The 22,414-nt window shown below is 71.9% G+C and carries 25 protein-coding genes; 13 read left to right on the forward strand and 12 right to left on the reverse strand.

Going from position 1 to position 22,414, the window contains the following annotated elements:
* Positions 1-18: 18 nt before the first annotated feature.
* Positions 19-864: an amidohydrolase family protein gene (locus AB0D32_RS13360; RefSeq protein WP_357088912.1), complete on the reverse strand. Its 846-nt coding sequence runs from the start codon at positions 862-864 to the stop codon at positions 19-21.
* A gap of 111 nt (positions 865-975) precedes the next feature.
* Between AB0D32_RS13360 and AB0D32_RS13365 the strand changes: the two genes are divergently transcribed.
* Genes AB0D32_RS13365 through AB0D32_RS13390 form a run of 6 tightly spaced genes read left to right on the forward strand, consistent with a single transcriptional unit; the run spans position 976 to position 6,705 of the window.
* Complete coding sequence (locus tag AB0D32_RS13365) at positions 976-2,175, forward strand: M20 family metallopeptidase (protein ID WP_357088914.1); 1,200 nt, start codon at positions 976-978, stop codon at positions 2,173-2,175.
* Positions 2,172-3,203 carry a Gfo/Idh/MocA family oxidoreductase gene (locus AB0D32_RS13370; RefSeq protein ID WP_357088916.1) on the forward strand — a complete coding sequence of 344 codons (1,032 nt, stop codon included), beginning with the start codon at positions 2,172-2,174 and terminating at the stop codon, positions 3,201-3,203. Before AB0D32_RS13365 ends, AB0D32_RS13370 begins: the two co-directional genes overlap by 4 nt.
* Positions 3,190-4,488, forward strand: coding sequence for an ABC transporter substrate-binding protein (locus AB0D32_RS13375; protein WP_357088918.1), 1,299 nt, complete (start codon positions 3,190-3,192; stop codon positions 4,486-4,488). The genes AB0D32_RS13370 and AB0D32_RS13375 overlap by 14 nt, the downstream gene beginning before the upstream one ends.
* Positions 4,489-4,547: 59 nt before the next feature.
* Positions 4,548-5,507: a sugar ABC transporter permease gene (locus tag AB0D32_RS13380; protein WP_357088921.1), complete on the forward strand. Its 960-nt coding sequence runs from the start codon at positions 4,548-4,550 to the stop codon at positions 5,505-5,507.
* Entirely contained in the window at positions 5,504-6,337 is an 834-nt protein-coding gene (locus AB0D32_RS13385) for a carbohydrate ABC transporter permease (RefSeq protein ID WP_357088923.1), read from the forward strand. The genes AB0D32_RS13380 and AB0D32_RS13385 overlap by 4 nt, the downstream gene beginning before the upstream one ends.
* Complete coding sequence (locus tag AB0D32_RS13390) at positions 6,334-6,705, forward strand: L-rhamnose mutarotase (RefSeq protein ID WP_357088925.1); 372 nt, start codon at positions 6,334-6,336, stop codon at positions 6,703-6,705. Before AB0D32_RS13385 ends, AB0D32_RS13390 begins: the two co-directional genes overlap by 4 nt.
* A gap of 62 nt (positions 6,706-6,767) precedes the next feature.
* Here the strand turns inward: AB0D32_RS13390 and AB0D32_RS13395 are convergent, their stop codons facing one another.
* Positions 6,768-7,898, reverse strand: a complete 1,131-nt coding sequence (locus AB0D32_RS13395; protein ID WP_357088927.1) for a mandelate racemase/muconate lactonizing enzyme family protein — start codon at positions 7,896-7,898, stop codon at positions 6,768-6,770.
* 155 nt (positions 7,899-8,053) lie between these two features.
* On the opposite strand from AB0D32_RS13395, the gene AB0D32_RS13400 reads away from it, so the two are divergent.
* From AB0D32_RS13400 to AB0D32_RS13425, 6 genes are read left to right on the forward strand one after another with little or no spacing between them, the layout of a single operon-like run.
* A complete protein-coding gene (locus tag AB0D32_RS13400) occupies positions 8,054-8,962 on the forward strand; it encodes a thiamine pyrophosphate-dependent dehydrogenase E1 component subunit alpha (protein WP_357088929.1) in 909 nt (302 codons plus the stop codon).
* The gene (locus tag AB0D32_RS13405; protein ID WP_357088931.1) at positions 8,955-9,935 is read left to right on the forward strand and encodes a transketolase C-terminal domain-containing protein; all 981 of its coding nucleotides are present in this window, start codon (positions 8,955-8,957) and stop codon (positions 9,933-9,935) included. Before AB0D32_RS13400 ends, AB0D32_RS13405 begins: the two co-directional genes overlap by 8 nt.
* Entirely contained in the window at positions 9,932-10,693 is a 762-nt protein-coding gene (locus tag AB0D32_RS13410; RefSeq protein ID WP_357088932.1) for an SDR family NAD(P)-dependent oxidoreductase, read from the forward strand. Before AB0D32_RS13405 ends, AB0D32_RS13410 begins: the two co-directional genes overlap by 4 nt.
* 42 nt (positions 10,694-10,735) lie before the next feature.
* Positions 10,736-12,058, forward strand: a complete 1,323-nt coding sequence (locus AB0D32_RS13415) for a hypothetical protein (RefSeq protein ID WP_357088934.1) — start codon at positions 10,736-10,738, stop codon at positions 12,056-12,058.
* Positions 12,055-12,354, forward strand: a complete 300-nt coding sequence (locus AB0D32_RS13420) for a YciI family protein (RefSeq protein WP_357088937.1) — start codon at positions 12,055-12,057, stop codon at positions 12,352-12,354. The genes AB0D32_RS13415 and AB0D32_RS13420 overlap by 4 nt, the downstream gene beginning before the upstream one ends.
* Complete coding sequence (locus AB0D32_RS13425; RefSeq protein WP_357088939.1) at positions 12,354-13,931, forward strand: hypothetical protein; 1,578 nt, start codon at positions 12,354-12,356, stop codon at positions 13,929-13,931. The genes AB0D32_RS13420 and AB0D32_RS13425 overlap by 1 nt, the downstream gene beginning before the upstream one ends.
* A 6-nt stretch (positions 13,932-13,937) precedes the next feature.
* Here AB0D32_RS13425 and AB0D32_RS13430 read toward each other — a convergent pair whose 3' ends face one another.
* The 4 genes from AB0D32_RS13430 to AB0D32_RS13445 form a co-directional block, all read right to left on the reverse strand.
* On the reverse strand, positions 13,938-14,351 hold the full coding sequence (locus AB0D32_RS13430; RefSeq protein ID WP_357088941.1) for a hypothetical protein: 414 nt from the start codon (positions 14,349-14,351) through the stop codon (positions 13,938-13,940).
* Positions 14,352-14,482: 131 nt separating this feature from the next.
* On the reverse strand, positions 14,483-15,535 hold the full coding sequence (locus AB0D32_RS13435; protein ID WP_357088943.1) for a S1 family peptidase: 1,053 nt from the start codon (positions 15,533-15,535) through the stop codon (positions 14,483-14,485).
* Positions 15,536-15,915: 380 nt separating this feature from the next.
* Positions 15,916-16,323 carry an SRPBCC domain-containing protein gene (locus tag AB0D32_RS13440; protein WP_357088945.1) on the reverse strand — a complete coding sequence of 136 codons (408 nt, stop codon included), beginning with the start codon at positions 16,321-16,323 and terminating at the stop codon, positions 15,916-15,918.
* On the reverse strand, positions 16,320-16,625 hold the full coding sequence (locus tag AB0D32_RS13445) for a metalloregulator ArsR/SmtB family transcription factor (protein ID WP_357088947.1): 306 nt from the start codon (positions 16,623-16,625) through the stop codon (positions 16,320-16,322). Before AB0D32_RS13445 ends, AB0D32_RS13440 begins: the two co-directional genes overlap by 4 nt.
* Positions 16,626-16,677: 52 nt before the next feature.
* On the opposite strand from AB0D32_RS13445, the gene AB0D32_RS13450 reads away from it, so the two are divergent.
* Positions 16,678-17,103, forward strand: coding sequence for a hypothetical protein (locus tag AB0D32_RS13450; protein ID WP_357088950.1), 426 nt, complete (start codon positions 16,678-16,680; stop codon positions 17,101-17,103).
* A gap of 136 nt (positions 17,104-17,239) precedes the next feature.
* On the opposite strand, the gene AB0D32_RS13455 is transcribed toward AB0D32_RS13450, so the two are convergent.
* The 6 genes from AB0D32_RS13455 to AB0D32_RS13480 form a co-directional block, all read right to left on the reverse strand.
* The gene (locus AB0D32_RS13455) at positions 17,240-18,550 is read right to left on the reverse strand and encodes an SDR family oxidoreductase (protein ID WP_357088952.1); all 1,311 of its coding nucleotides are present in this window, start codon (positions 18,548-18,550) and stop codon (positions 17,240-17,242) included.
* A gap of 61 nt (positions 18,551-18,611) precedes the next feature.
* Positions 18,612-20,165 (reverse strand): long-chain-fatty-acid--CoA ligase, encoded by a 1,554-nt coding sequence (locus tag AB0D32_RS13460; RefSeq protein ID WP_357088956.1) that lies wholly within the window; start codon positions 20,163-20,165, stop codon positions 18,612-18,614.
* Positions 20,162-20,413, reverse strand: a complete 252-nt coding sequence (locus tag AB0D32_RS13465; protein WP_357088959.1) for an acyl carrier protein — start codon at positions 20,411-20,413, stop codon at positions 20,162-20,164. The genes AB0D32_RS13460 and AB0D32_RS13465 overlap by 4 nt, the downstream gene beginning before the upstream one ends.
* 2 nt (positions 20,414-20,415) lie before the next feature.
* Positions 20,416-20,688, reverse strand: coding sequence for a phosphopantetheine-binding protein (locus AB0D32_RS13470; RefSeq protein WP_357088962.1), 273 nt, complete (start codon positions 20,686-20,688; stop codon positions 20,416-20,418).
* Positions 20,685-21,695 carry a hypothetical protein gene (locus AB0D32_RS13475; protein ID WP_357088964.1) on the reverse strand — a complete coding sequence of 337 codons (1,011 nt, stop codon included), beginning with the start codon at positions 21,693-21,695 and terminating at the stop codon, positions 20,685-20,687. Before AB0D32_RS13475 ends, AB0D32_RS13470 begins: the two co-directional genes overlap by 4 nt.
* Positions 21,692-22,333 (reverse strand): hypothetical protein, encoded by a 642-nt coding sequence (locus tag AB0D32_RS13480; RefSeq protein WP_357088966.1) that lies wholly within the window; start codon positions 22,331-22,333, stop codon positions 21,692-21,694. Before AB0D32_RS13480 ends, AB0D32_RS13475 begins: the two co-directional genes overlap by 4 nt.
* Positions 22,334-22,414: the final 81 nt, after the last annotated feature.

Below are 22,414 nucleotides of genomic sequence, written 5' to 3' on the forward strand. Positions count from 1 at the left end.
AAGGCGGGGCGCCGGCTGTCACCGCGTGGCGGCGGCGTGGCGGTCGAGGGCGCGCAGGAGGTTGCCGCCGAGGATGGCCTCGCGGCCCTCGACGGGCAGCCCGTCCAGGCCGATCGGGTCCGCGGCCTGCGCGAAGGACACGTGGTCCAGGCAGGGCGGGAAGTCGGATCCCCAGTACAGGCGCCGCGGGCCGAAGGTGTCGAGGAGCAGGTCGACGAAGGGGCGGGCCGCCTGGTGCGGGAAGCCGTGCGAGGGGCGGCTGACCGCGTACAGCCCGGAGATCTTGACCCCGACGTGGGGTAGCCGGGCCATCCCCGCCAGCGGGGCGAGGACGGCCCGCGCGGCGTCGCGGGTGGGTGCCTCGGCCTGTTCCCCGGGCAGGCCGAGGTGGCTGAAGAGCACCGTGCACCCGTCCAGGGCGGCCAGGGCCGGACCGAGCCGGGTGGTCGCCGTGGGAGTGGCGTTGAGGCTGACCAGCGCCTTGACGCGGTTCAGTGTCGACGCCTGCCGCGTCATCCAGCCGGCGAACGCGTCGGCCGCCGCCTGGTCCGCCAGGTACGCGGCGACGCCGACGAAGCCGGCGGACAGCCAGTTCTCGGCCCCGGACCCGCCCACCGGTCCGCCTGGTGGGACGTAGGCGACCGCGGCGATCCAGTCGTGCGCGGCGGTGAGGCGGGCGAGGTGGTCGTTGTTGCCGACGAAGCGCGGCTCGCCCTCGTAGCCGATCACCAGTGCCCGTTCGATGCCGTGCTCGCGGCGTATTCCCTGGTAGACGGCCAGTTCGTCGCCGCCGGCGGGGGAGTGGCCGTAGCGGCCGGGGTAGCCGTCGGCGAACAGGTGCAGGTGTGCGTCAGCGCGTCGCATGGTCGGACCCTAACCCAAATTTCCGCAGGCCATTGACGCGGCGGCACCCCTGACTTAGGTTCTTGTCTCAATTAGGTCCGGATTGTTGGGCGTGAGCAAGGGGTGAACCGCGTGACGCTGGCAGGCGACAACGTTGATGAACTGGTCCGGCTGCGGCGCCAGCTTCACCAGCACCCTGAGCTGCGGTTCGCCGAACGGCAGACCGCCGCTACCCTCGTGGAGCTGTTGCGGCCACTGGGCCGGATCCGGACCGGAATCGCCGGAACCGGGCTGACCCTGGAGATCGATGGGGCTGCCCCGGGACCCGAGGTCCTCCTTCGGGCCGATATGGACGCCTATCCCGTCCAGGACGCCAAGCAGCAGCCGTACGCCTCGCGTAACCCCGGCGTCTGCCACGCCTGCGGGCACGACGTGCACATGACCGTCGCGTACGGTGTCGCCGCCCGGCTCGCCGCCGACCCACCACAGCGGGGCTCGGTGACCGTGCTGTTCCAGCCCGCCGAGGAGATCCCGTTCGGGGCCGACTCCGGCGCCGCCGCGGTGCTCGCCGACGAGGCGTTCCGTGACCGCCGGTACGCCGCCGTACTCGGCCTGCACTGCTGGCCCGATCTGGCGGCGGGCACGCTCGGCGTGGACCGGAACACCGCGATGGCGGCGAAGGACGCGTTCCGCGTCGAGGTGCTCGGGCTGGCCGCACACGCCGCGACCCCGGCGCTGGGACGCGACGCCATTCTCGGCCTCACCGCCATGGTCACCACCCTGCACGCCGCCGTGGCCCGGTCCCGCAACCCCGAGGAACTGGTCGCCTTCAACATCGGCACCATCTCCGGCGGAGCGAGCCAGAGCCAGGTCGCCGACTGCGCCGAGGCGACCGGAACCCTGCGGACCCACGACCCGGCCGTCCGGGACCGGCTCAAGGCGGTGATCGAACGCGTCACCCGCCAGCAGGCCGCCGCACTCGACCTCGGCGTGCGCTTCACCTGGGCCAACGAGATGCCCCCAGTGCGCAACGCCGCCGAGCTGGTCGCCCTCGCGCACGCCGAACTGCCCGGCATCGTCGACGTCGTCGACCTGCCGGTGCCGCCGCTGACCACGGACGACTTCGCGCTGCTCGGTGCCCTCGGCCCGAGCCTCTACGTCAAGCTGGGCGTCACCGGCGAGCGCGGCGGAGCCCCGCTGCACTCCGGCGCGTTCGACGTCGACGAGCGCTGCCTCGTGACGGGCGTGGCCGCGCTGGAGCGGCTCACCCGGGCGGTCCTCGACGGTCGACTGCGGGCCGGCGCCGCACCGACCGGGGCGGTGGACGCGTGAGCGACGGGCCGCGGGTGGCGGTGATCGGGGGCGGCGCGTTCGGGGCCCGGCACGTCGCCGCCTACCAGGGCCTCGGCGTTCGGGTCGACGCGTTGGTCGACCCCGACGCGGCCACCCGGGAACGAGTCGCCGCCCGCCACGGCATCGCGCACACCTTCGCCACCGTCGCCGACCTGCTCGCCGCGCGTACGCCGGACGCCGCGTCCGTGTGCGTGCCCGGCTCCGCGCACCGCGCCGTCGCCGTCGCCCTGATCACCGCCGGGGTGCCCGTCCTGGTCGAGAAGCCGCTGGCCGCTACGGTCGCCGACGCCGCCGCCATCGTCGCCGCCGCCGAGACGCACGGGGTGCTCTGCCAGCCGGGGCACATCCTGCGGCACAGCCCCGCCCACCGGGCGCTGCACGACGCCGTCCGGGCGGGCCGGCTGGGCCAGGTGCTGGCCGTCTCCTCACGCCGGGACCGCCCCCGCACCCTGACCCGGCTCTTCCCCGACGAACATCCCGCCCTGCTGACCGCGGTGCACGACATCGACCTGGCGCTGTGGTACGCGCAGTCGCCGGTGGTCGAGGTGCGCGCGGCGGCCCGGACCCGACCGGGATCGGCGACGCCGGTGCTGGTGTGGGCGGAGCTTCGGCACGCCAACGGCGTCGTGTCGTCGATCCGCAACAGCTATCTCCTACCCGAAGACACCCCCAACCACACCGCCGACCTGGTCGAGGTGTACGGCACCGACGGGGTCGGCCACGTCGACCTCGGACAGCCCACCGTGCTCGTCCAGGCCGGGCTGACGGAGGCGCCGGACTGGCTGCTCTCCCCGGCCGACGGCGGCGGCGCACTCGCCGCCGAGATCCGGCACTTCCTGCGCCGGGTGGACGGTAGCGAGTCCACCCCGGTCGTTCCCCTCGCCGACGGGCTGCACGTGGTGCAGGTCGCCGCCGCCGTCGCCGACAGCGCCACGGCCGACGGTGCCCCCCGTCGGGTTCCCCCATCCCCCTCCCTGACAGGAGCTTCTGCCGATGATCCGACGTAGATTGGCCGCCGGCATGGTCGCCGCCGGCATGGCCGCCGCCGCGTTGCTGACCGGTTGCGGCGGCGACGACGCCTCGACCGGCCCGGTCACCCTCAAGGTGCTGACCTGGGAGCCGGGCGGTACGGAGTACTGGAAGCAGGTCAAGACCAGCTTCGAGGCCAGCCACCCGGACATCAAGTTGGACATGCAGTCGGTGCCGTTCGACAAGTACCCCGAGGTGCAGGGCCCCTACATCACCTCCCAGTCGGGCCCGGACGTGATGGCCAACAACGCCGGTCTGGAGTTGTTCGACCGACGCGGCGCGTACGTGCCGCTGGGCGACAGGGCCGCCGAGATCGGCAAGGACCTCGTCACCTACAGCGGCGCCTGCGAGGGCTTCGACACCGCCAAGCCCTGCTACGGCGTGCCCTTCTCCTACCAGGGCAACGTCCTCTACTACAACAAGAGCGTCCTGACCGCCGCCGGACTCGACCCGGAGAAGCCGCCGGCGACCTGGACCGAGTTCAGCGCCGCCTGCGACGCGGTGAAGAAGGCCGGCAAGACCTGCCTGGCCCTGGGGCTGTCGGGAACCTTCCCCGCCTACTGGGACTTCCCGGAGATCGCCCGGAGCTACCTGAGCGAGGACGACATCCGCGGCCTGCTGGCCGGCACCCTGTCGTGGAAGGACCCGAAGCTCGTCGCGGTGCTGGGCAAGCTCGCCGAGATCACCACCAAGGGCTGGGCCAACAGCAACGCGCCGTCGATCACGATGCTCCCCGACGGTGCGGACATCTTCCAGCGCGGTGACGCCGCGTTCGCCGGGACGATCATCTCCGACGCGGTGAACTGGGAGGCATTCGGCAAGGCCCTCGGTGACGACAAGCTCGGCGTCACCCGCTGGCCGGCGGCCGAGCCGACCGCAGCCCTGGCGCAGAAGTTCTCCGGCATCGAGGGCGCCGTCTACGGCGTGACGAAGTGGAGCGAGAAGAAGGAGGCCGGCCTGGCCTTCATCACCTGGCTCGCCGGCAAGGAGAACGGTGAGCTCTGGGTGAAGCACGCCAAGGGCCAGCCGCTGAACAAGAACGTCGACAAGGCGCTGCTGCCGTCCTCGCCGGCCTTCCAGAAGATCCAGGAACTGGTCGCCGACCCGACCCTGCACGCCGGCGTGATGCTCTCCGGCCCCGAGGCGGACGCGTTGGCCCGCGGCTGGCAGCAGGTGAGCCTGGGCCAGCTCACGGTCGACAAGTGGGCCGAGCAGATGCAGCAGGCGCTGGAGCGTAGCCCCACCAAGAAGCAAGGCAAGTAGCCGTACGGGGCGGGGCGGTCGACGCCCCGCCCCGCCCCGCGACCGGAGAAGGAAGCCAGATGACGATCTCCACCGCGCCGGTGCCGGAGCCGGTGGCCGCCGACGGTCCACCCCGGCACGCCCGGCGGCCCAACCGCCCCGGCCGGGCCCGCGAGTGGTGGCTGGGCGCCGCGCTGGTGCTGCCCGCGCTGGCCCTCGCCGTGATGTTCAAGCTGGTGCCCCTGGTCCGGGGAGTCATCACCAGTTTCGAGTCGTCCAGCGGGTTCGGTGGCAGCTCCTTCGCCGGGGCCGACAACTACACCCGGATGCTCGACGACCCGATGGTGCGCACCAGCTTCCGCAACGCCCTGCTGGTGGTGGCGACCCTGCCGGTGTGGGTCGTGCTGCCGCTGGTGCTGGCGGTGCTGATCCACCAGCGGTCGCCGGGTTGGAAGTTCTTCCGGGCCGTCTACTTCATCCCGTACACCATCGCCCCGATCGTCGTCGGGATCATGTTCCGGCAGATCCTCGCCCCGGACGGACCGCTGAACGCCATGCTGCGGACGGTCGGCCTGGAACCGCTGGCGATCGAGTGGCTCAACGGCCGGCACAGCGCGCTGTTCTCACTGGTCGCGGTCGCGCTGTGGAGCTTCTTCGGCCTGGGCGTGATGACCTACCTGGCCGGGCTGGCGACCATCCCCGACGAGATCGTCGAGGCGGCCTACCTCGACGGCGCGGGGTTCTGGCGGCGGCTGCTCTCGGTGGTGGTGCCGATGCTGCGGCCCACTGTGGCGTACTGGAGCGTGCTCTGCGCCTCCGGCGTCCTGATCTGGCTCTTCCCGCTGATCTACGCGCTGACCCAGGGCGGGCCGGGAGACGCCACCATGCTGCCGGAGTACCTGGTCTTCCTGACCACCTTCCAGTTCCTGGACCGGGGCTACGGGTCCGCCATCGGCATCGCGCTGTTCGTCTTCGTCGCCGTGCTCTCCATCTTCAGCGTGCGACACATGTTCACAGAGGGGACCAGGAAGCCGCGATGAACCAGCGCCAACTCGCCCGGATCGGGCGCTACCTGCTCACGTTCGCGCTGGTCGTCGTCGCGGTCGCGGCGGTCTACCCACTGCTGTTCACGGTGGTCAGTTCGCTGAAGACGCAGACGGGCTTCGCCCAGGACCCGCTGGGCCTGCCGAGCGGGATCACCCTCGACAACTACCTCGAGGCCTTCCGCCGGATGAACATGCCCCGGCTGCTGCTCAACTCGCTGGTCACCACCCTGGGCGGGCTGGTGCTGTCGGTGCTCGCCGCGTTGCTGGTCGCGTACGCGGTGACCAAGCTGCGCTTCCGCGGCGGCAAGGTGGTCTTCCTGCTGATCATCGTCACGTTGACCATCCCCAGCCAGGCGATCATCTACCCGCTCTACCAGACCGTGCTGGACCTGGGCATGTCGGGCGAGTACCAGGGCCTGATCTTGGCGTACGCGGCGTTCGGGCTGCCGTTGGGCACCTACCAGCTGGCCGGTTACTTCCAGCAGGTGCCGGACGAGCTGATCGAGGCGGCCCGAGTCGACGGGGCGGGGCACTTCACCATCCTGTTCCGGCTGCTGGCGCCGATCGCCGCGCCGGCACTCGCGGCGCTGGCCATCTTCAACTTCGTCTGGATGTGGAACGACCTGCTGCTGCCCCTGGTCATCATGGGCGGTTCGGACAGCAAGACCCTGATGGTCGGGGTCTCCCTGCTCAGCGGCCAGTACGACGTGTCGGTGCCGCTGGTCAGCGCCGGTCTCATCGTCGCCCTGCTGCCGGTGCTGATCATCTATCTGGTCTTCCAGCGTCAGCTCGTCTCCGGCGCGCTCGCCGGCTCCGGCAAGTGACTCAGCCGGCGGCCGATCCGGGTGCCTCGGGGCCCGGGGCGCAGCTGTGTCACCTCTACCGGCTGCGCCCCGGGGCCGAGCGGGAGTACGAGCGCCGGCATGCCGAGATCTGGCCGGAGATGTCGGCGTTGCTGGACGAGGCCGGCATCTACGACTACCACATCTACCGGCACGGACTGTTGCTGATCTGCGTGCTCCGCACCCGCGACGGCTACCCGCGGGCGCGCCGGGTCACCGAGGCCGCGGCCGTGCAGGCACGCTGGACCCGGTCACTGGCCCACCTGTTCGCCGAGATCGGCGACGCCGACGGGGAGCCGCTGTGGGCGTACCCGGTCTTCCACCACGCGGGCCGGCCGCCGTCGGCCTGACCCCGGCGTCCCGTACGACGGTTGCCCGGCGGTGTGATCCGCCGGGCAACCGTGTCGTGTGCTCAGACCGCGTAGGCGACGGAGCCGTCCGCGCGCAGCGGGATGCGGTGCAGGTCCCGGCCCGTCAGGTCCAGGGCGGTGGCGCCGGCGAGATCCAGGGTCACGCCGAGCCCGGGCTCCTGCGGCACCGGCAGGAAGCCGCCCTCGCGTCGTACGCAGGCCCGCGCCGGTCCGTCGGCCAACTGGTCGTCGAGGGGGGAGTACTCCTGCACCACGAAGTTGGGGATGGCGGTGTCCAGGTGCACCGAGGCCATCGTCAGCAGCGGGCCGAGGCAGTTGTGGCTGACCACGGCGGCGTGGTGCGCCTCGGCCAGCGCGGCGATCTTGCGGGCGTGACTGATGCCGCCAGCCAGTCCCAGGTCGGGGCGGACGTACTGGGCGCCTCCCTGGGCGAGCAGTTCCTTGAACTCCCAGATGGTGTGCAGCCGTTCCCCGTTGGCCATGGGCACGCCGAGTGCCCGCCGGGCGACGTCGGACTGGCTGCTGACACTGTCGATCTGGATCGGGTCCTCCACCAGCAGCGGCAGGTGCCGGGCCAGTGCGGGGACGACCGCCTCCGCCTGCAACGGGGTGAGCTTGCGGTGCAGTTCGACGAGGAGGTCCACATCGGGGCCGACGGTGTCGCGGACCGCGGCCGTGGTGGCCTCGGTGGACATGACCAGCCGGGCCAGCGACAGGTCTGCGTAGTCGGCCGGCAGCGGGTCGAACTTGACCGCGGTGAAGCCGTCGGCAACGGCCGCCGCCGCCTGTGCCGCCAGCGCGTCCGCGCCGGTGCCCGGCAGCAGCAGGTGCAGGCGGATCCGCTCGCGTACCCGGCCGCCCAGCAGCTGCCAGACCGGCACGCCGAGACGCTTGCCGAGCAGGTCCCACAGGGCGATGTCCACCGCGGAGACGGCCGCGGAGAGCACCGAGCCCCGGAACGGGCCCATCCGGTAGAGGTGGTGCCAGTGGTGCTCGACGCGGCTGGGGTCGGCGCCGAGCAGATGGGGACGGAACGCCTCCACCACGGCGTGCACCGCGGCGGGATATCCCCAGCAGGCGGACTGGCCGACGCCGACCAGCCCGTCCGATGTGTGCAGCTGGACGAAGTGCGCGTCGCCCAGCACCACCGAGTCGACGGCGGTGATCTCCATACCTGCCCCCAATTAGAGACCAATAACGGCCAGAAACTTGCTTGTGCACTCTTCCATAGCCTCGCAGGGCTGGTCTAGGCTTCGGAACGAACGAGCCGGAATAAGGCTCTAACTGCTAGGGGGGTGTGATGGGTCTGCCGGACGACTATCGGCTCATGGCTCGGATCCGCCGGTTCGAGGAGCGGCTGGCCGCCCTCAAGGACGACGGCGAGATTCCGGGTTCGATCCACCTGTGCAACGGCCAGGAGGCGATTCCGGTCGGCGCCTGCCGCGCGCTACGCGACGGCGACCACGTGACCGCGACCTACCGCGGCCACGGCTGGGCGATCGCCCGGGGCGTGGACCTGGCCGGGCTCTTCGCCGAGATGATGGGGCGTGACTCCGCCCTCTGTGGCGGCCGGGCCGCCTCGCCGTACCTGTCCGACCCGAGTCGCTGGTTCCTCGGGGAGAACTCCATCGTCGGCGCCGGAGTGCCGGTCGCCGCCGGCGCCGCGCTCACCGCGCAGCGCACCGGCAGCGGCGCGGTCTCGCTGGTCAGCATCGGCGACGGCGCGATGAACCAGGGCAACGTCCACGAGGCGATCAACCTCGCGGCCGTGCTGGACCTGCCGCTGGTGCTGGTCGTGGAGAACAACGTCTACTCCGAGATGTCCCGGATCGAGGACATGGTCCGCGTCCGCCAGCTCGCCGAACGCGCCCCCGGCTACGGCATTCCCGGCCGCGTCGTCGACGGCAACGACGCCGACGCGGTGGCCGAGGCCGTCGCCGAGGCGGTCGCCCGGGCCCGTGAGGGCTCCGGCCCCTCCATGGTGGAGGCCATGACCGAACGGCTGGTCGGCCACTACAGCGGCGACGTGCAGCACTACCGGCCGGCCGGCGAGATCGCCGCCGCCCGCGAACGGGAGCCCCTGGCCCGGATCCGGCAGACCGCCGATTCCGCGCTCGCCGCCCGGCTCGACGTCATCGACGCCGAGGTGGCCGCCGAGGTCGAGGCCGCCGTCACCGCCGCCCGCGCCGTGCCCTTCCCGGACCCGGCGACCGCCAAGGAGCACGTCCATGTCTGAGTCCCTGCGCTACATCCAGGCCGTCAACGCCGCACTCACCTGGGCCCTGGACGCCCGCGACGACACCGTCTACTTCGGCGAGGACGTCGCCCTGCCCGGCGGGCCGTTCGGCGCCACGAAGGGGCTGCACAAGCGGTTCGGCTCCGCCCGCATCTTCGACACCCCGATCTCCGAGACCGGCTTCCTCGGCATGGCCCTCGGGGCGGCGATGACCGGCCTGCGCCCGATCGCCGAGATCATGTACGCCGACTTCTCGTTCGTGGCGATGGACCAGTTCGTCAACCAGATCTCCACCATCCACTACTCCAGCAACGGCCGGTGGAAGGCCCCGCTGGTGGTCCGGATGCAGCAGGGCTACTCGCCCGGCGCCTGCGCGCAGCACTCCCACTCGCCGGAGGCGTACTTCGCGCACACCCCCGGCCTGCGCCTCGCGCTGCCGTCCACCCCCGACGACGCGTACCAGATGCTGCGTACCGCGGTGGTCAGCGACGATCCGGTGATCGTCGCCGAGGCGCGGATGCTCTACCCGACGCGTGGGCCCGTGCGCACCGACGCCCCGGTCGAGCCCGTCGGCGGGGCCCGCGTGCTCCGTCCCGGCGGCGACGTCACCGTGGTCGCCTGGTCCCGGATGGTCGGTGCCGCCCTCGACGCGGCGGGGCAGCTCGCCGAGGAGGGCATCGAGGCCGAGGTCATCGACCTGCGCTGGCTCAACCCGCTCGACTTCGACACCGTCGCCGCCTCGGTGGCGCGCACCGGCCGTCTGGTCGTCGCCCACGAGGCGAACCTGACCGGCGGGTTCGGCGCGGAGATCGCCGCCCGGGCCGCCGCGGAGTGCTTCGCCGACCTGCGCGCCCCCGTCGCCCGGGTGGCCGCCCCGGACGTGCCGATGCCCGCCGCCCCGGCCCTGCAGGCCGCCGTCGTGCCCGAGGCCGCCGACGTGGTGGCGGCGGTACGCCGGACGGTCCGTCCGTGACCGGCGACACCCCGTCGGCCGGGCTGCTGTCCGGCCGACGGGTGGTCGTCGTCGGCGGCGCCTCCGGCATCGGCCTGGCCACCGTCCTGGCCGCGGCTGCCGCCGGCGCGTCGGTGGCCGTGCTGGACGCCGACGGCGCCGGTGCGGCCAGCGCCGCCGAGCAGGCCCGCGACGGCGGGGCGAGCGCCTGTGCCCGGCAGGTCGACGTGACCGTCGAGGCCGACGTCTCCGCCGCTCTCGACGGCGCCGCCGCCGAGCTCGGCGGGATCGACGCCGTGCTGCACGTGGCGGGCGTCATGCGCGGGCAGGGTCTGGACGTCCGGGAGGTCACCGCCGAGCTCTGGGCCCAGGTGATCGCGGTCAACCTGACCGGGCCGTTCCACGTCGCCAAGCACGCCGTGCGGCACCTCACCGGCCGGTCGGGCGTTCTCGTGCTCGTCGGCTCCAAGGCGGGCGTACAGAACGGGTCGGGCTCGGTACCCTACGGCGCGAGCAAGGGAGGGCTGCACGGCCTGGCGCTCACCCTGGCCCGACAACTCCGTCCACACGGGATCCGTGTGCACGCGCTCTGTCCCGGCGACATCGACACGCCGCTGATGCGGAGGTCGTTGGCCGAGGCACGGGCCAACGGCGCGGACGGGGGACGGGTCGCGGAGATCGAGGCCGCCCTTGGCCGGCCGGAGGATGTCGCGTCCACGCTGGTCCTGCTGGCATCGCCGGTCAGCGACGGTGTCGTGGGCACCGTCCACACCGGCTGAGCAGCCCACCCCCGAGGGCGGCGACGACGTGGAGGCAACAAGGTGATCGGCATCATCGGACCGGAGGACTCGATCCGGCTCGTGCAGGAGGTCGCGGCCGGCGAGGGACGCGCCGGGGAGCTGACCGCCCGCGCGTACACACGACCCGAACAGGCGCCCGAACTCGCCCGCGAACTCGACGACCTGTGTCAGGTGCTGCTGTTCACCGGGCGCATCCCGCACGCCTTCGCGGCCGGCGCCGGCGGCCTGCGCGCCGAGATCGACTTCATGCCGCACGCCGGCATCGACCTCTATCGCACACTGTCGCGGATGCTGCTGGCCAGCGGTGGAAGGCTGCCCACGGTGAGCGTCGACACCATCGAGGCCGACACCGTCCGGGAGACCTACCACGACATCGACCTGACCCCGCCCACCGAGATCCTGCCGATCGCCGACTCCTCCGGCCTGCTCTTCTCCGGCCTCGACGAGATCGTCGCCTTCCACCGCGAACGATACGCCTCCGGCGCCGTCGAGGCGTGCCTCACCTGCCTCGGCGCGGTCCACCGCGACCTGCGCGAGAGCGGCGTGCCGGTCTGGCGCGTCGAACACACCCGCGCCTCGGTCCGCGACGCCCTGCGCCGGGCCTGGCTCGCCGCGGAGATACGGCAGTCCCGGGCCACTCAGATCGCGGTGATGCTGATCGAGTTGGCCGAGCAGACCGGCCGCGGCCACGACCAGTACCAGGTGGAACGGCAACGCCTGCGGCTGCGCGAGGCGCTACTGGAACACGCCGAGCGGATGCGGGGCAGGCTGAGCACGATCGACGACCGGACGCTGCTGATCACCACCACCCGGGGCACCGTGGAGAGCGCCATCGCCCGGCACCGCTCCGGCCACGCGACCCTGCTCACCCTGCGTGGCGTCGACGTCGCGCACACCGTCGGCTTCGGCGCCGGCACCACCATCGCCGCCGCCGAGGACAACGCCCGCAAGGCGCTGGCACTCGGGCGCGGCAGCGGCGACACCCACGTGGTCTTCCCCGACGGGGAGATCTACTCCAGCCGCGAGAGTCCCGTCAAGCAGCGGCTGCGCGAGACCGCCTCCGGGGTGCTGCGCATCTCCGAGCAACTGCGGATCGGACCGCTGTCCACCCGCCGGCTGCTGGAGGCGCTGCACCAGACGGACCCGAACGAGGTCACCGCACGCGGCCTCGCCGACGCGTACGGGGTGGAGGTCCGCTCGGCGCGCCGACTGCTGAACTCGCTGCGCGCGGCGGGCTACGCCGAAGAGATCGGCGTGCACGTCAGCACCGGCGCGGGCCGGCCGCAGACAGTCTACCGGGTGGAGATGCAGCGGCTGTTCGACGAGGTCGGCGGTGGGGCGTGAGGTTCGAACCGACCTTCCTGGTCACCGCCACGTTCGCCGCCGACGCCGCCGTCCGGCGCGAACCCCACCGCCAGGCCCACCTCGCCCGCGTCGAGGCGCTGCTCGCCGACGGCACCGCCCTGATCGCCGGGGCGCGGGCGGACCTCGGCGCCTCCGTCCTCGTCCTGCGGGCCGCCGACGCCACCGCCGCCCGCGCCCTCTGCGAAGAGGACCCCTACTGGCGGCACCGGGTGTGGACGGCCATCGACGTGGCCGACTACCTGGCCGCCATCCCTCCACCCCACGGAAGGTCATGATGTCGCAGTACCGCCAGATCACCGGAATCCGCGTGCGGGGCGCCGCGTCCGCGCCGTACGCCGCCCAACTGCTGGCCCAGGGCCTGGGGGAGACCGCCGAGGGTACGACGGTCGACCTCGACGTCGACCCGGCGCTGCCCGAGGGCGGCTACCGCATCGAGGTGCCCGAGCGGGGTGCCATCCGGCTCACCGGTGACCCCTTCGCCGGTCTGGTCTACGCCGCGCGGGAACTGCTCACCCTGGCCACGCCGGCCGGCCTGCCCCTGGGTGTCCGCACCGGATCGCCCGGGATGCCGCTGCGGACGCTGTGGACGTGGGACCACTCCACCAACTGGGATCTGCGCCAGCTCGGCCAGCAGGAGCTCGGGGCACTCAACCCGTACGCCAAGTCCGCCGACGCGTTCGGCGCCGACTACCGCCGGCTGGTCGACTTCTGCAGCCGCGAACGGATCGGCGGCATCGTGGTCTACGGGCTGCTGCGCGACGCCCACGGCGGCGTCGAGGCGGCCCGCGAGCTGTGCGAGTACGCCAACGCCCGGGGCGTACGCATCATCGCCGGCATCGGCGTCAACGCCTACGGCGGCATCTACTTCGACGGCCGGCACCGCTTCAACCTCGCCACCTGGCTGCGGCAGCGACCCGACCTGGCCGCCGAGCTGCCGAAGAAGGTCGGCTTCGACATCGACGACTTCGGCGACCTGCACTTCCCGGCCAGCGAGTACATGATGGCCGCCTGCCCCTCGCAGCCGGACAACCTCGCCTGGAACCGCGACGCCGTCGACTGGCTGCTGGACACCCTGCCCGTCGGGGGCATCAACTTCGAGACGGGCGACTACGGCAGCTGCGCCTGCCACCGCTGCACGGCCCGCACGGGCGGCGAGCGCACCTCCTGGTCGTACGAGGCCATGCGCTCGGTCTATCCCACGCTCCTGGAGACCGCCCGCCGCAAGGGCCCGGCGGGTGTCCCGCTGCGGCACCTGGTCGAGGTCTACTGGGACAACATCTTCGATCTCGACGCGCAGAAGCCGCTGGCCGAGCTGCCCGACGACGTGGCCTACCAGTACTGCGTCAACCGGGGCTTCTGGTACGAGAACCGCGACCGGCTCACGGCGGCGCACGTCGAGAAGCTCCCGCACACCACCAACGTGCTGCGCACCCACGCCGGGTCCCAGTGGAACCGGCAGCGACACTCCTGGGTGCCCGAGATGTACGCCGACATGGGCACCCGGGCCGGCGGCGCCGGGATACGCGGCCTCACGATCTTCGCCGAGGCGTCGGCGTACCACCCCACCAACGAGATCAGCTACCTGGCGTACGCCCGCTTCACCTGGAACCCGGGCCTGGCGTGGGCGGACTTCTGGCGGGACGAGGTGGCTCCCCGGTTCGGCGGCGACGCCGAGGCCGAGGCCTTCCGGGCCGGGGCCGCCCTGCTGGACGACCCGCCGGCGACGGCGGACGCGCTCGCAGCGGTGCGGGGCGACGCGCTGGACATGGTCGCCGCGACCGGCGGTGACATCCAGCGCCGCTGGCTGTGGCTGGCCGAACGCAGCGCCCGCCACGCGCACTGCGTCGACTGACGACCGCTACCCGGCCTGCCGATCGTTGCGCGGACCCGGGCCTGCCGAGTCGGTGCCCTCGTCGAGGTCGCCGACGAGCGGGCCCGGGGCGCGCATCCGCCACGCGTCGGTGACGAGTTCGCTCAGGCGATCGACCTCCACCTGCGCCAGCCGCAGCATGACCAGCGGCAGCCCGTCGTACGCGGACGTGGTGAAGAAGACCTCGGGCTCGCCGAGGAGCAACGCCTGCTTCTCCGCCTCGTCGCCCACGTACAGCACCGCGATGTCGGTCCGGATGAGGCGCGACGTGCCGGGTCTGCGCTCGGGATAGGACCAGACGAACCCCTTGTCGGCGACCCGGAAGTCGAAGCCCTCGCTGTCGATCTCGGTCACGTGCGGCAGCGTCAGCGCCAGGCGACGGACGTCGTCGGCGTCAACCATCGAGCCTGCTCCAGAACGTCGTCTCCCTCACCCGCGCAGACTAGCCGCCGCTTGTCACGGGGATCCACGAGCCCGGCCGAAGGCAGCGGGGGCCGCCGGTGTCCCGGCGGCCCCCACAGGTGTGACGTCGATCAGACGATCTCCACCCCGTAGACGCTCAGCGCCTCGGTGACCGGCTGGAAGTAGGTGGTCCCGCCGGAGGAACAGTTGCCGCTGCCGCCCGAGGTCAGGCCGAGGGCGGTGCTCCCGCTGAAGAGCGCGCCGCCGCTGTCGCCCGGCTCGGCGCAGACCGTGGTGCGGATCAGGCCGGTGACGGTGCCCTCGGCGTAGTTGACCGTGGCGCCGGTGGCCTGGACGGTGCCGCCGTGCAGGCCGGTGGTGCTGCCGGAGCGCTGCACCGACTGCCCGACGAAGGCGTCGGCCGCACCGGTGATGTCCCGGGTGGTGCCGTCGTAGAGGTAGACGCTGCCGTCGGCGGCGCCCGCGTCGCGGTGCTCGACGATCCCGTAGTCGTCACCAGGGAAGCTGCCGGTGCCGCCGGAGCCGAGCAGACTGTTCTGCCCGGAGTCGGCGTACCAGTTGGGGGTGATGTCGGTGCAGTGCCCGGCGGTGAGGAAGTAGTACGTGTCGCCGCTGCGGACGTTGAAGCCGAGCGAGCAGCGACCGCCACCCTCGGCGTAGATGGCCTCGCCGCCGGCGGCCCGGGTGCTGAGCGTCCCGGCCTCCCGCTCGATGCGCACGGCGCCGCCGAGTCGCTTGGCGACGGCCTCGACGCGGTGGAGCTTAGCGCCGGTCACCGTGCTGTCGACGGAGACGACGACCTGGTTTGTCGCCGGGTCGGTCCACCACGCGGTGCCGGCGACCCGTGCGGCGCCGTCGAGGGTGGCGGTGGCCCGGGCGAGCTCGTCCGCGCCACGGGTGACGAGCTTCGGGGTCGCGCCGGCCGCGCGGACCTTTCGGGCGGCGGCGTCGTCGGTCACGGTGACGACCATGGCGCCGTCGGCCCCGGCGTACGCCCCGGCCGAGCGGTCGCCGAGTGCGGCGGCGAGCGCGGTGGCCTGGTCGGGGGAGGCGGGCGTCGCGGGTGCGGCCTGAGCGGGAGCGCCGGCCAGTGTGCCGACGACCAGCGCGCCGGCCACGGAGAGCGCGGCGGCATGGCGCAGCGGGGACCCGGAGAGTCGCATGTGGTACCTCCATGGAGCTGAGCACGAGCTGCCTTTCGGGCAGCCCCGGGCAGTCGACCAGGTGATGGGGGTCACCCGATCGGAGGAGTCGAAGTATTCATAGATCCAATATTGATTGCAAGGGTGCCGGTTGGTCGGACTAGGCCGGTTCTCACAGCTTGGGTCCGGACAGCCCGACGAGTGGCGAGTCAGGCGATTAGTGGTAGTTCGCCGCTGATTCGCAGGTCAGCGCGCCCGGTTGGGCGGGCCCGTCGGGCGGGATCGGTCGCCTGCCCGACCGGATGGCGGGACAGAGTGGATGGCGGAAATTGGTGCGGGCAGCCGCCTCGGCGGTACGCCGCCTGACCGATCAGACCCGGTGAAAGTGCATGGACAGCGCCCTATGCGTTCGCGGCTTCCGCTTTGAGAGTGCCGAGGAAGCCGGTCCAGCCGGTGCAGGTGTCTGCGACGAGGTTGGGCGGCAGGCTGATGTGGTGCAGGGTCAGCAGGGTGCCGCCGGCTTGCGCCGACAGGGTCACCTCGACCTGGGAAGAGCCGGGCGGCAGATCGGGCACGCCAGGCGTCGGGTCCCAGCCGAATGTGAAGACGATCTTCTCGTACGGCCGAAGCTCGGTGAAGCGGCCGCGCACGACGGGCCGTGGGCCGTCGGAGAGCTGGAACGTCAGTTCGCCGCCCGGCGTGGGGTCGAGGTCGGCCGGACCGAGCCAGCGGGCCATGCGCGCCGGGTCGGTGAAGAAGCGCCAGACCACCTCGGGCGGGGCTTCGATCCAGATGGTGCGCTCGATCATCCTCGGTGTTCCTTCTCCACTTCCCGCTTGAGGTGGTCGAGCCGGGCCGCCCACATGGTGTCCAGGAAGCCAGCCGCCTCGGCGAAGCCTTCAGCCCGCAGCCGGTAGAGGCGGCGGCTTCCGTCGCGTCGCACGTGGAGCAGGCCGGCGTGAGTCAGGACACGCAGGTGCTGCGAGACGGCTGGCCGGCTGATCATCGGGAACTGCGCGGCGATCTCGCCGGCTGGGACCTCGCGGTCGCGGGTGAGGAGGAGGATCCCGCGGCGGGTCGGGTCGGCCACGGCAACGAACACCTCGTCCATCCACACCCCTTGGTGTTAGCTTGTGCTTAACAGCTTACACGAGGACAGGAGTGTGACTGCGGTGATCGAGCGGCTCGAACCCCTGGTCGGACGGTGGAGATCCAGTGGCCGCACGGTGGACGGCGTGCAGATCGCCGGCACGGACGCCTACGAGTGGTTCCCGGGCGGCGGGTTTCTGGTGCACCACGTCGACGTGCGGATGGGTGAGGGCCGAGTGCAGGTGATCGAGATGATCGGCGACCCGGACCCGGCCGACGCCGGCCGGCTGCGGATGCGGGCGTTCGACGACCAGGGCGGATATGGCGAGATGCGGGCAAGCGTCGACGAGGCCGGTGTCTGGACGTTCACCGGGGACACGATGCGCGCGACGCTGACCATCGACTCGGGCGGCCAGACGATGGCCGCGAAGTGGGAGCGCTTGCCCGACGGCGCAACCTGGGTGGACTGGATGGACATGGAGTTCGTCCGCGAGGCGTGAGCGCTGGCGCGGCGCGCGACCGGTCCACCGTCGTCCGCGAGGAACGGGCAGGCCGGATCCGCCTTGCCACGGTCCGTTCCGTCGCCGGCCGGCCTGGTCGGGCACCAGGCCAGCCGGCAGCAGTCGCCACCTGCGGTCAGGCGGCCCCGACGGGCACCGGTTCGGGGGCGGAAACCGGCGCGCTGACGGAGGCGGGAACGGGGACGGGAACGGAAGCGGGAACCAGCGTCTTCTCGGGCAGGTACCTGCCGAGCTTGCGGATCCGCCTGGCGTTGTTCTCCATGACGTCGATCGACGGCAGGTCGGCGTCGGCCCGCACGATCGTCGGGTTGGCGGCAGCCGTGTGGATGTTGTTCAGCAGGGTGTGGAACGACCGGGGGAACAGCGAAGCGACGAACCGGGACTGCTGCCGGCCGCGCCGGATGCTGGCCACCGGCTTCGACCAGTCGATCTGGCCGGCCCGGAACCGGTGCTGGCGGACGAGTTCGCGCCGGAACACCGGCCACGGCACCAGCTTCAGATCGAACCGCTCGGCGATCTCCCGCGTGGTCACGGGGGTCACCGGGAAGCTGATCACCCGCGGCGCGTTCGACAGTGCGTTGGCGACCACCGACCGGGCCAGCACGTCACCCGCCACGACCGGGCTGGTGACCTCCGAGTTCCAGACCATCCCGAGCTGGAGGACGTGCGAGATCATGTTCCAGAACGAGTACTCCATCCCGGGGTCCTTGAACCCGGTGCTCGGGCCGCCCAGCGCGAACGGCGCCTGGTAGATGTGGATCGGCACGCCGTCGCGGTTCGCCCGCAGGCTGATGTGCTTGACGACCCACTTCATCCGGCTGTAGCCGGTGTAGAAGAAGCTGTTGCGGTAGAAGTCGCGCCACTGCTGGTAGACCTCGCTGCCGACCGAGCCGATGACGTGCAGCGTCTTGAACCGCTTCCGCAGGCAGAACTCGGCGAGCCGGAGCGTCGGCAGGACCTTCTCCTGGCGGTATCGGGCGTACGGGTAGTCGTGCGTCGTCGCGCCCGCGGCGTCGATCACCACGTCGACCTCGGTCAGAAGTTCGTCGTAGTCGGCGGGCGCCAGCCCCATCGCCGGCTCCAGGTAGCTGCCCTCCAGGACCGACAGCTTTCCGGTGTCGGGCAGGTCCATCTTGTACTTCCGCAGCTGTCGGGCGATGCGGTCCTGCCCGGACTTGTCGCCCTTGCGGCGAACCAGGGCGTAGACCGTGGCGACCCGGGTGTCGCCGAGGAGTTCACGCAGCATGTGCATGCCGACGAACCCGTTCGCGCCCAGCAGGAGCACGTTCTTCGGCTCGCCGTCGGCGCGTCGGGGAAGTCTCTTCGCGACCGCTCGCGGATCCTCGGAGTAGGCGAGCGAGATCCGGTTGGGGTTGCCCGTCGAGAGCGCGACGCGGTCACTGTGGTGACGCAGGGAAATGTGCATGGGGTTCCGCCTTTGCGTGGAGGGTGAGGGTCGTGGAGCCGGAACGGGACGGGTCGGGCCGCTAGGCCACGCGCCGGTCCAGGTGCTGCCAGAACCTTTCCCGCAGCTCTCGCCGGAGGAGCTTTCCGCTGGGGTTGCGGGGCAGCTGGTCGACGAACTCGAAGCTCGCCGGGATCTTGAAGTCGGCGATCCGCCCCCGCAGGAACGGGGTGAGTTCGCGCGCGGTCGTGGGCTGGCCGGGGTGGGTCACCACGAAGCAGTGCACGACCTCGCCCCAGTGCTCGTGCGGCACGGCGACGGCGGCGGCCTCGACCACCCCCGGATACGCGCAGACCGCGTTCTCGATCTCCGCCGGATAGACGTTCTCGCCGGCCACGATGATCGTGTCCTTGATCCGGTCGCGGACGAACAGGAAGCCCTCGTCGTCCAGGTAGCCGGCGTCGCCGGTGTGCAGCCAGCCGTCGACCAGGGCCGCGGCGGTGGCCTCGGGCAGGCCCCGGTACTCGACCATCCGGGCCGGGGTACGCAGGCAGATCTCGCCGACCTCGAACGGCGGCAGGACGCGGCCCGCCCCGTCGATGACCTTCACGCCGAAGCCCGGGTACGGCCGGCCGGCCGCCTGCATCCGGGGCCCGCCGACGACGTGCTCCGACGGCGGCAGGCAGACCGCCGTGTTTCCGCTCTCGGACAGGCCGTAGATCTGCGCGAACTCGCAGCCGAACATCTCGATGCTGCGGCCGAGCAGCGCCTCGGAGATCGGCGACCCGCCGTAGACGATCTTGCGTAGCGAGGTGAAGTCGTCCCGCTTCGGCCGGGGCGGCGCGAGCATCATCTGCAACTGGGCCGGTACGACACACGCCGTGGTGACGCCGTGCTGCCGGACGAGGCGGACCGCCTCGTGCCCGACGAACACCCGTACCGACACGTTGGTGATGCCGGCGCTGAATCCCTGGATCGACCACCACAGCCCGCCGATGTGGAACCCGGGGATGCCGATCAGGCTCACGTCGTCCGGTCGCCAGTCGATCCAGTCGAGGCCCTCGGAGGCGAGCGCGTCCCGTACCGCGAAGAAGCTGCGGTGGGCCAGCACGACGCCCTTGGGGTTGCCGGTCGTGCCGCTGGTGTACACCTGGGCCAGGGGCTGTCCGTCGGGCCAGGACGGGTCCAGGTCGCCGTCCTCGTCGGCCTGCCAGCCGGTGAATCCGGCCAGCGACACGACCTCGCGCAGCTCGGGCAGGTCCGGTCGCAGCCTGTCGACGGTGTCCAGGAGGTCCTCGTCGCAGAAGAGGACCGTGCTGCCGGAGTCGCCCATGATGTGCTGGATCTCGCCGGCGCGCAGCCGCCAGTTGATGGGGACCAGCACGGTGCCGGTCTTGGCGCAGGCGAAGAGGACGTCGTAGTAGTGCTCGGACTCCTTGCCGAGATAGGCGACGCGGTGCCCGGCCGTGACCCCGGCACGCCGCAGGGCGTGCGCCGTCCGGTTGCTCGACCGGTGCAGTTGCGCGTAGCTGACCGAGCGGTCCTCGCAGCGTATCGCCGGATGGTCGGGCCGCTGCTCGGCGTGGAAGGCGACGACGTCGTGCACCGTACGCAGGTGCGGGTGGTACGCCCTCACCGGCTCGTCCCCTCCGGGACCGCGAGCGTCTCCTCGAGGAACCGCACGATCGCCGGGCCGGACGCGAGGGCCGGCAGCAGGTTCGGGTCGATCTCGATGCCGAACGCGTTCTCGAGCGCCATCATGAGCTGGATCTGGCGCAGCGACGTCCAGCCCTCCAGGGTCTCCGGGGCCAGGTGTGCGGGCAGTTCGTCCGGTGCGACACCGAACACCGAGGCGACCACCTCGCGGACGCGGGTCTCCAACATTGCTACTCCTTGGGTGTCGCGCCGGGGCCCTGCCCCGGGGTGAAGAAACGTCGCGTGATCCGGGAGACGGTGCGGAAGTCGTCCGTGCTCACCTCGTCGAGGGAGATCTCCGTGCCCAGCTCCGCCTCGATCAGGTAGAGCAGCTCGACGAAGTGCATCGAGTTCAGGACCCCGGTGTCCACGAGGTCGTCGTCGGGCCCGACCGGGTCGAGGTCCGGGCATCTGGCGCGCAGGAACGTGGTGAGGAACTCGGGAATCGTGTCGGTCGTACTCATGACCCCTCCTCGGGGCGCGTCGGTGCGGGGAGGATCTTCGTGGTGACCCGGGCCGCCGCCGGTCGGTCGGCGCACCGGTGTTCGGCCACGGCCCGCCCGGTGGACAGGCCGGTCGGGACGAGCCGGTTGGTGCGCAGCGCGACGGCCGGGTCGCGCAGCAGCGGGTTGGTGCCACGCACGGTGGCGGAGAACAGCGCGAAGACCGGGTCGATGACCTTGGTGACTCCGTCGGCGTCCTCGACCTCGACCCAGGCGTGGACCAGGTCGAGCATGCCGACCACCCAGCCGATCCTGGTGACCGCCGGGAAGCCGGCCCGGACGCAGCGGCGGGCCAGGTACCGGCTCGCCGAGTCGCAGCTCGCCACGCCGTGCCCGGTCACCAGGTCGACGTCGTCCTGCAACGCCGCGGGCAGCTTGACCCAGCGCAGGTCCATCGCGGCGAACTCGGCGGCGATCGCGCGCAGCTCCGGGGAGCGCAGCTCGGCCTGCTCGCCGCGGGTGTGCACGGTGGCGGTGATCGCGAGCTCCGACGCCGTACGGACGACGGTGTCGCCGCTCGGCCCGGTGACGCCGCCGGCGGGTTCGACCGTCAGGTCGTGCACCGCGCCGCCGAGGCGTTCGGGGCGCGGCAGGGCCAGCATGCTGGTCGGTTCCGGGCCGCACCGGTCGGCGGCGCAGGCGACCCGCAGCGCGAACCGGGAGGCGCGGGGCGCGAGCAGTTCCTCGGTCGACGAGCGCATCCACCGCAGCGAGTACGCGAAGGCCTGCTCCGGCACGGTGGCGCCGGTGCCGGAGTACAACGCCAGGTTGAACAGGTCGCGCGAGTCGAACCGCTCCTCGCCCGCCTCGCCGCTGGCCTGGAGCCCCCGGTCGAGCAACGTGGACAGCGTGTGGTCGTCGCAGCCGAGCAGCTGTCTCGCCGACGCGCGGTCGACGTCGTCGAGCCGGTGCTCCGGCGGGACCGCGAACAGCGTGTCCAGTCCACGGCACAGCCCGGCCGCGGTCATGACCGCACCGCGCCGTCGCGCCACATCGTCCTGATGACGCTTCCGGTGCTCAGCACGTACTCGTCCACCGAGGTCCAGCCGAGCATCTCGTTGATCTGCACCTGCTCCGGGCCGGCCGAGGTCTCCAGGTAGCCCGGCAGGCCGAGAGCCTCGGCCCGCGCCTGGCCGGCGCGCATGAGGACGTAGCCGACGCCGACCGAGTCGACCCGCCGGCCGAGCACCGCGAACCACACGTGCGGGCGGCTCGGGCGCATCCGGTCCAGCGCGTTGGAGATCCGGACCGCGTGCACCACGGCCCGTGGCCCCGCCAGCAGGCAGGCCACCGAGCGCAGGGCCCATCCCCACCACGGCGTGGTGCGTTCGTCGCCGTAGAGGACGAGGATCCCGTCGAGCCGGTCGGCGCGGTACGCGGCGAGGGTGATGCCCGAGCTCATCAGCTGGGCGACCGCCAGTTCGGCCAGGTACAGCGCGGTCAGCGCCGACCTCCGCTGCCACCGGGGGAGCGAGCCGGCGGCGGCCCAGATGGCGCCGTTCTCGTACGCCTGGGCGAGCAGTCGCGCGCCCGCCCACAGCTCTCGCCACCCGAGGTCCCGGACTTCGAGCCTGGGCTCCGGCCGCGCGATCGTCTGTCTGTTCACATTGCACCCCACGTCCGGACGGAAGCCCGCTGACCTGGGTGAATTTAATGGTCTTGGGTAATCGGCCAGTAATAAGAGACC

The sequence above is a fragment of the Micromonospora sp. NPDC048170 genome, from assembly GCF_040652795.1.
Classification (GTDB): Bacteria; Actinomycetota; Actinomycetes; order Mycobacteriales; family Micromonosporaceae; genus Micromonospora.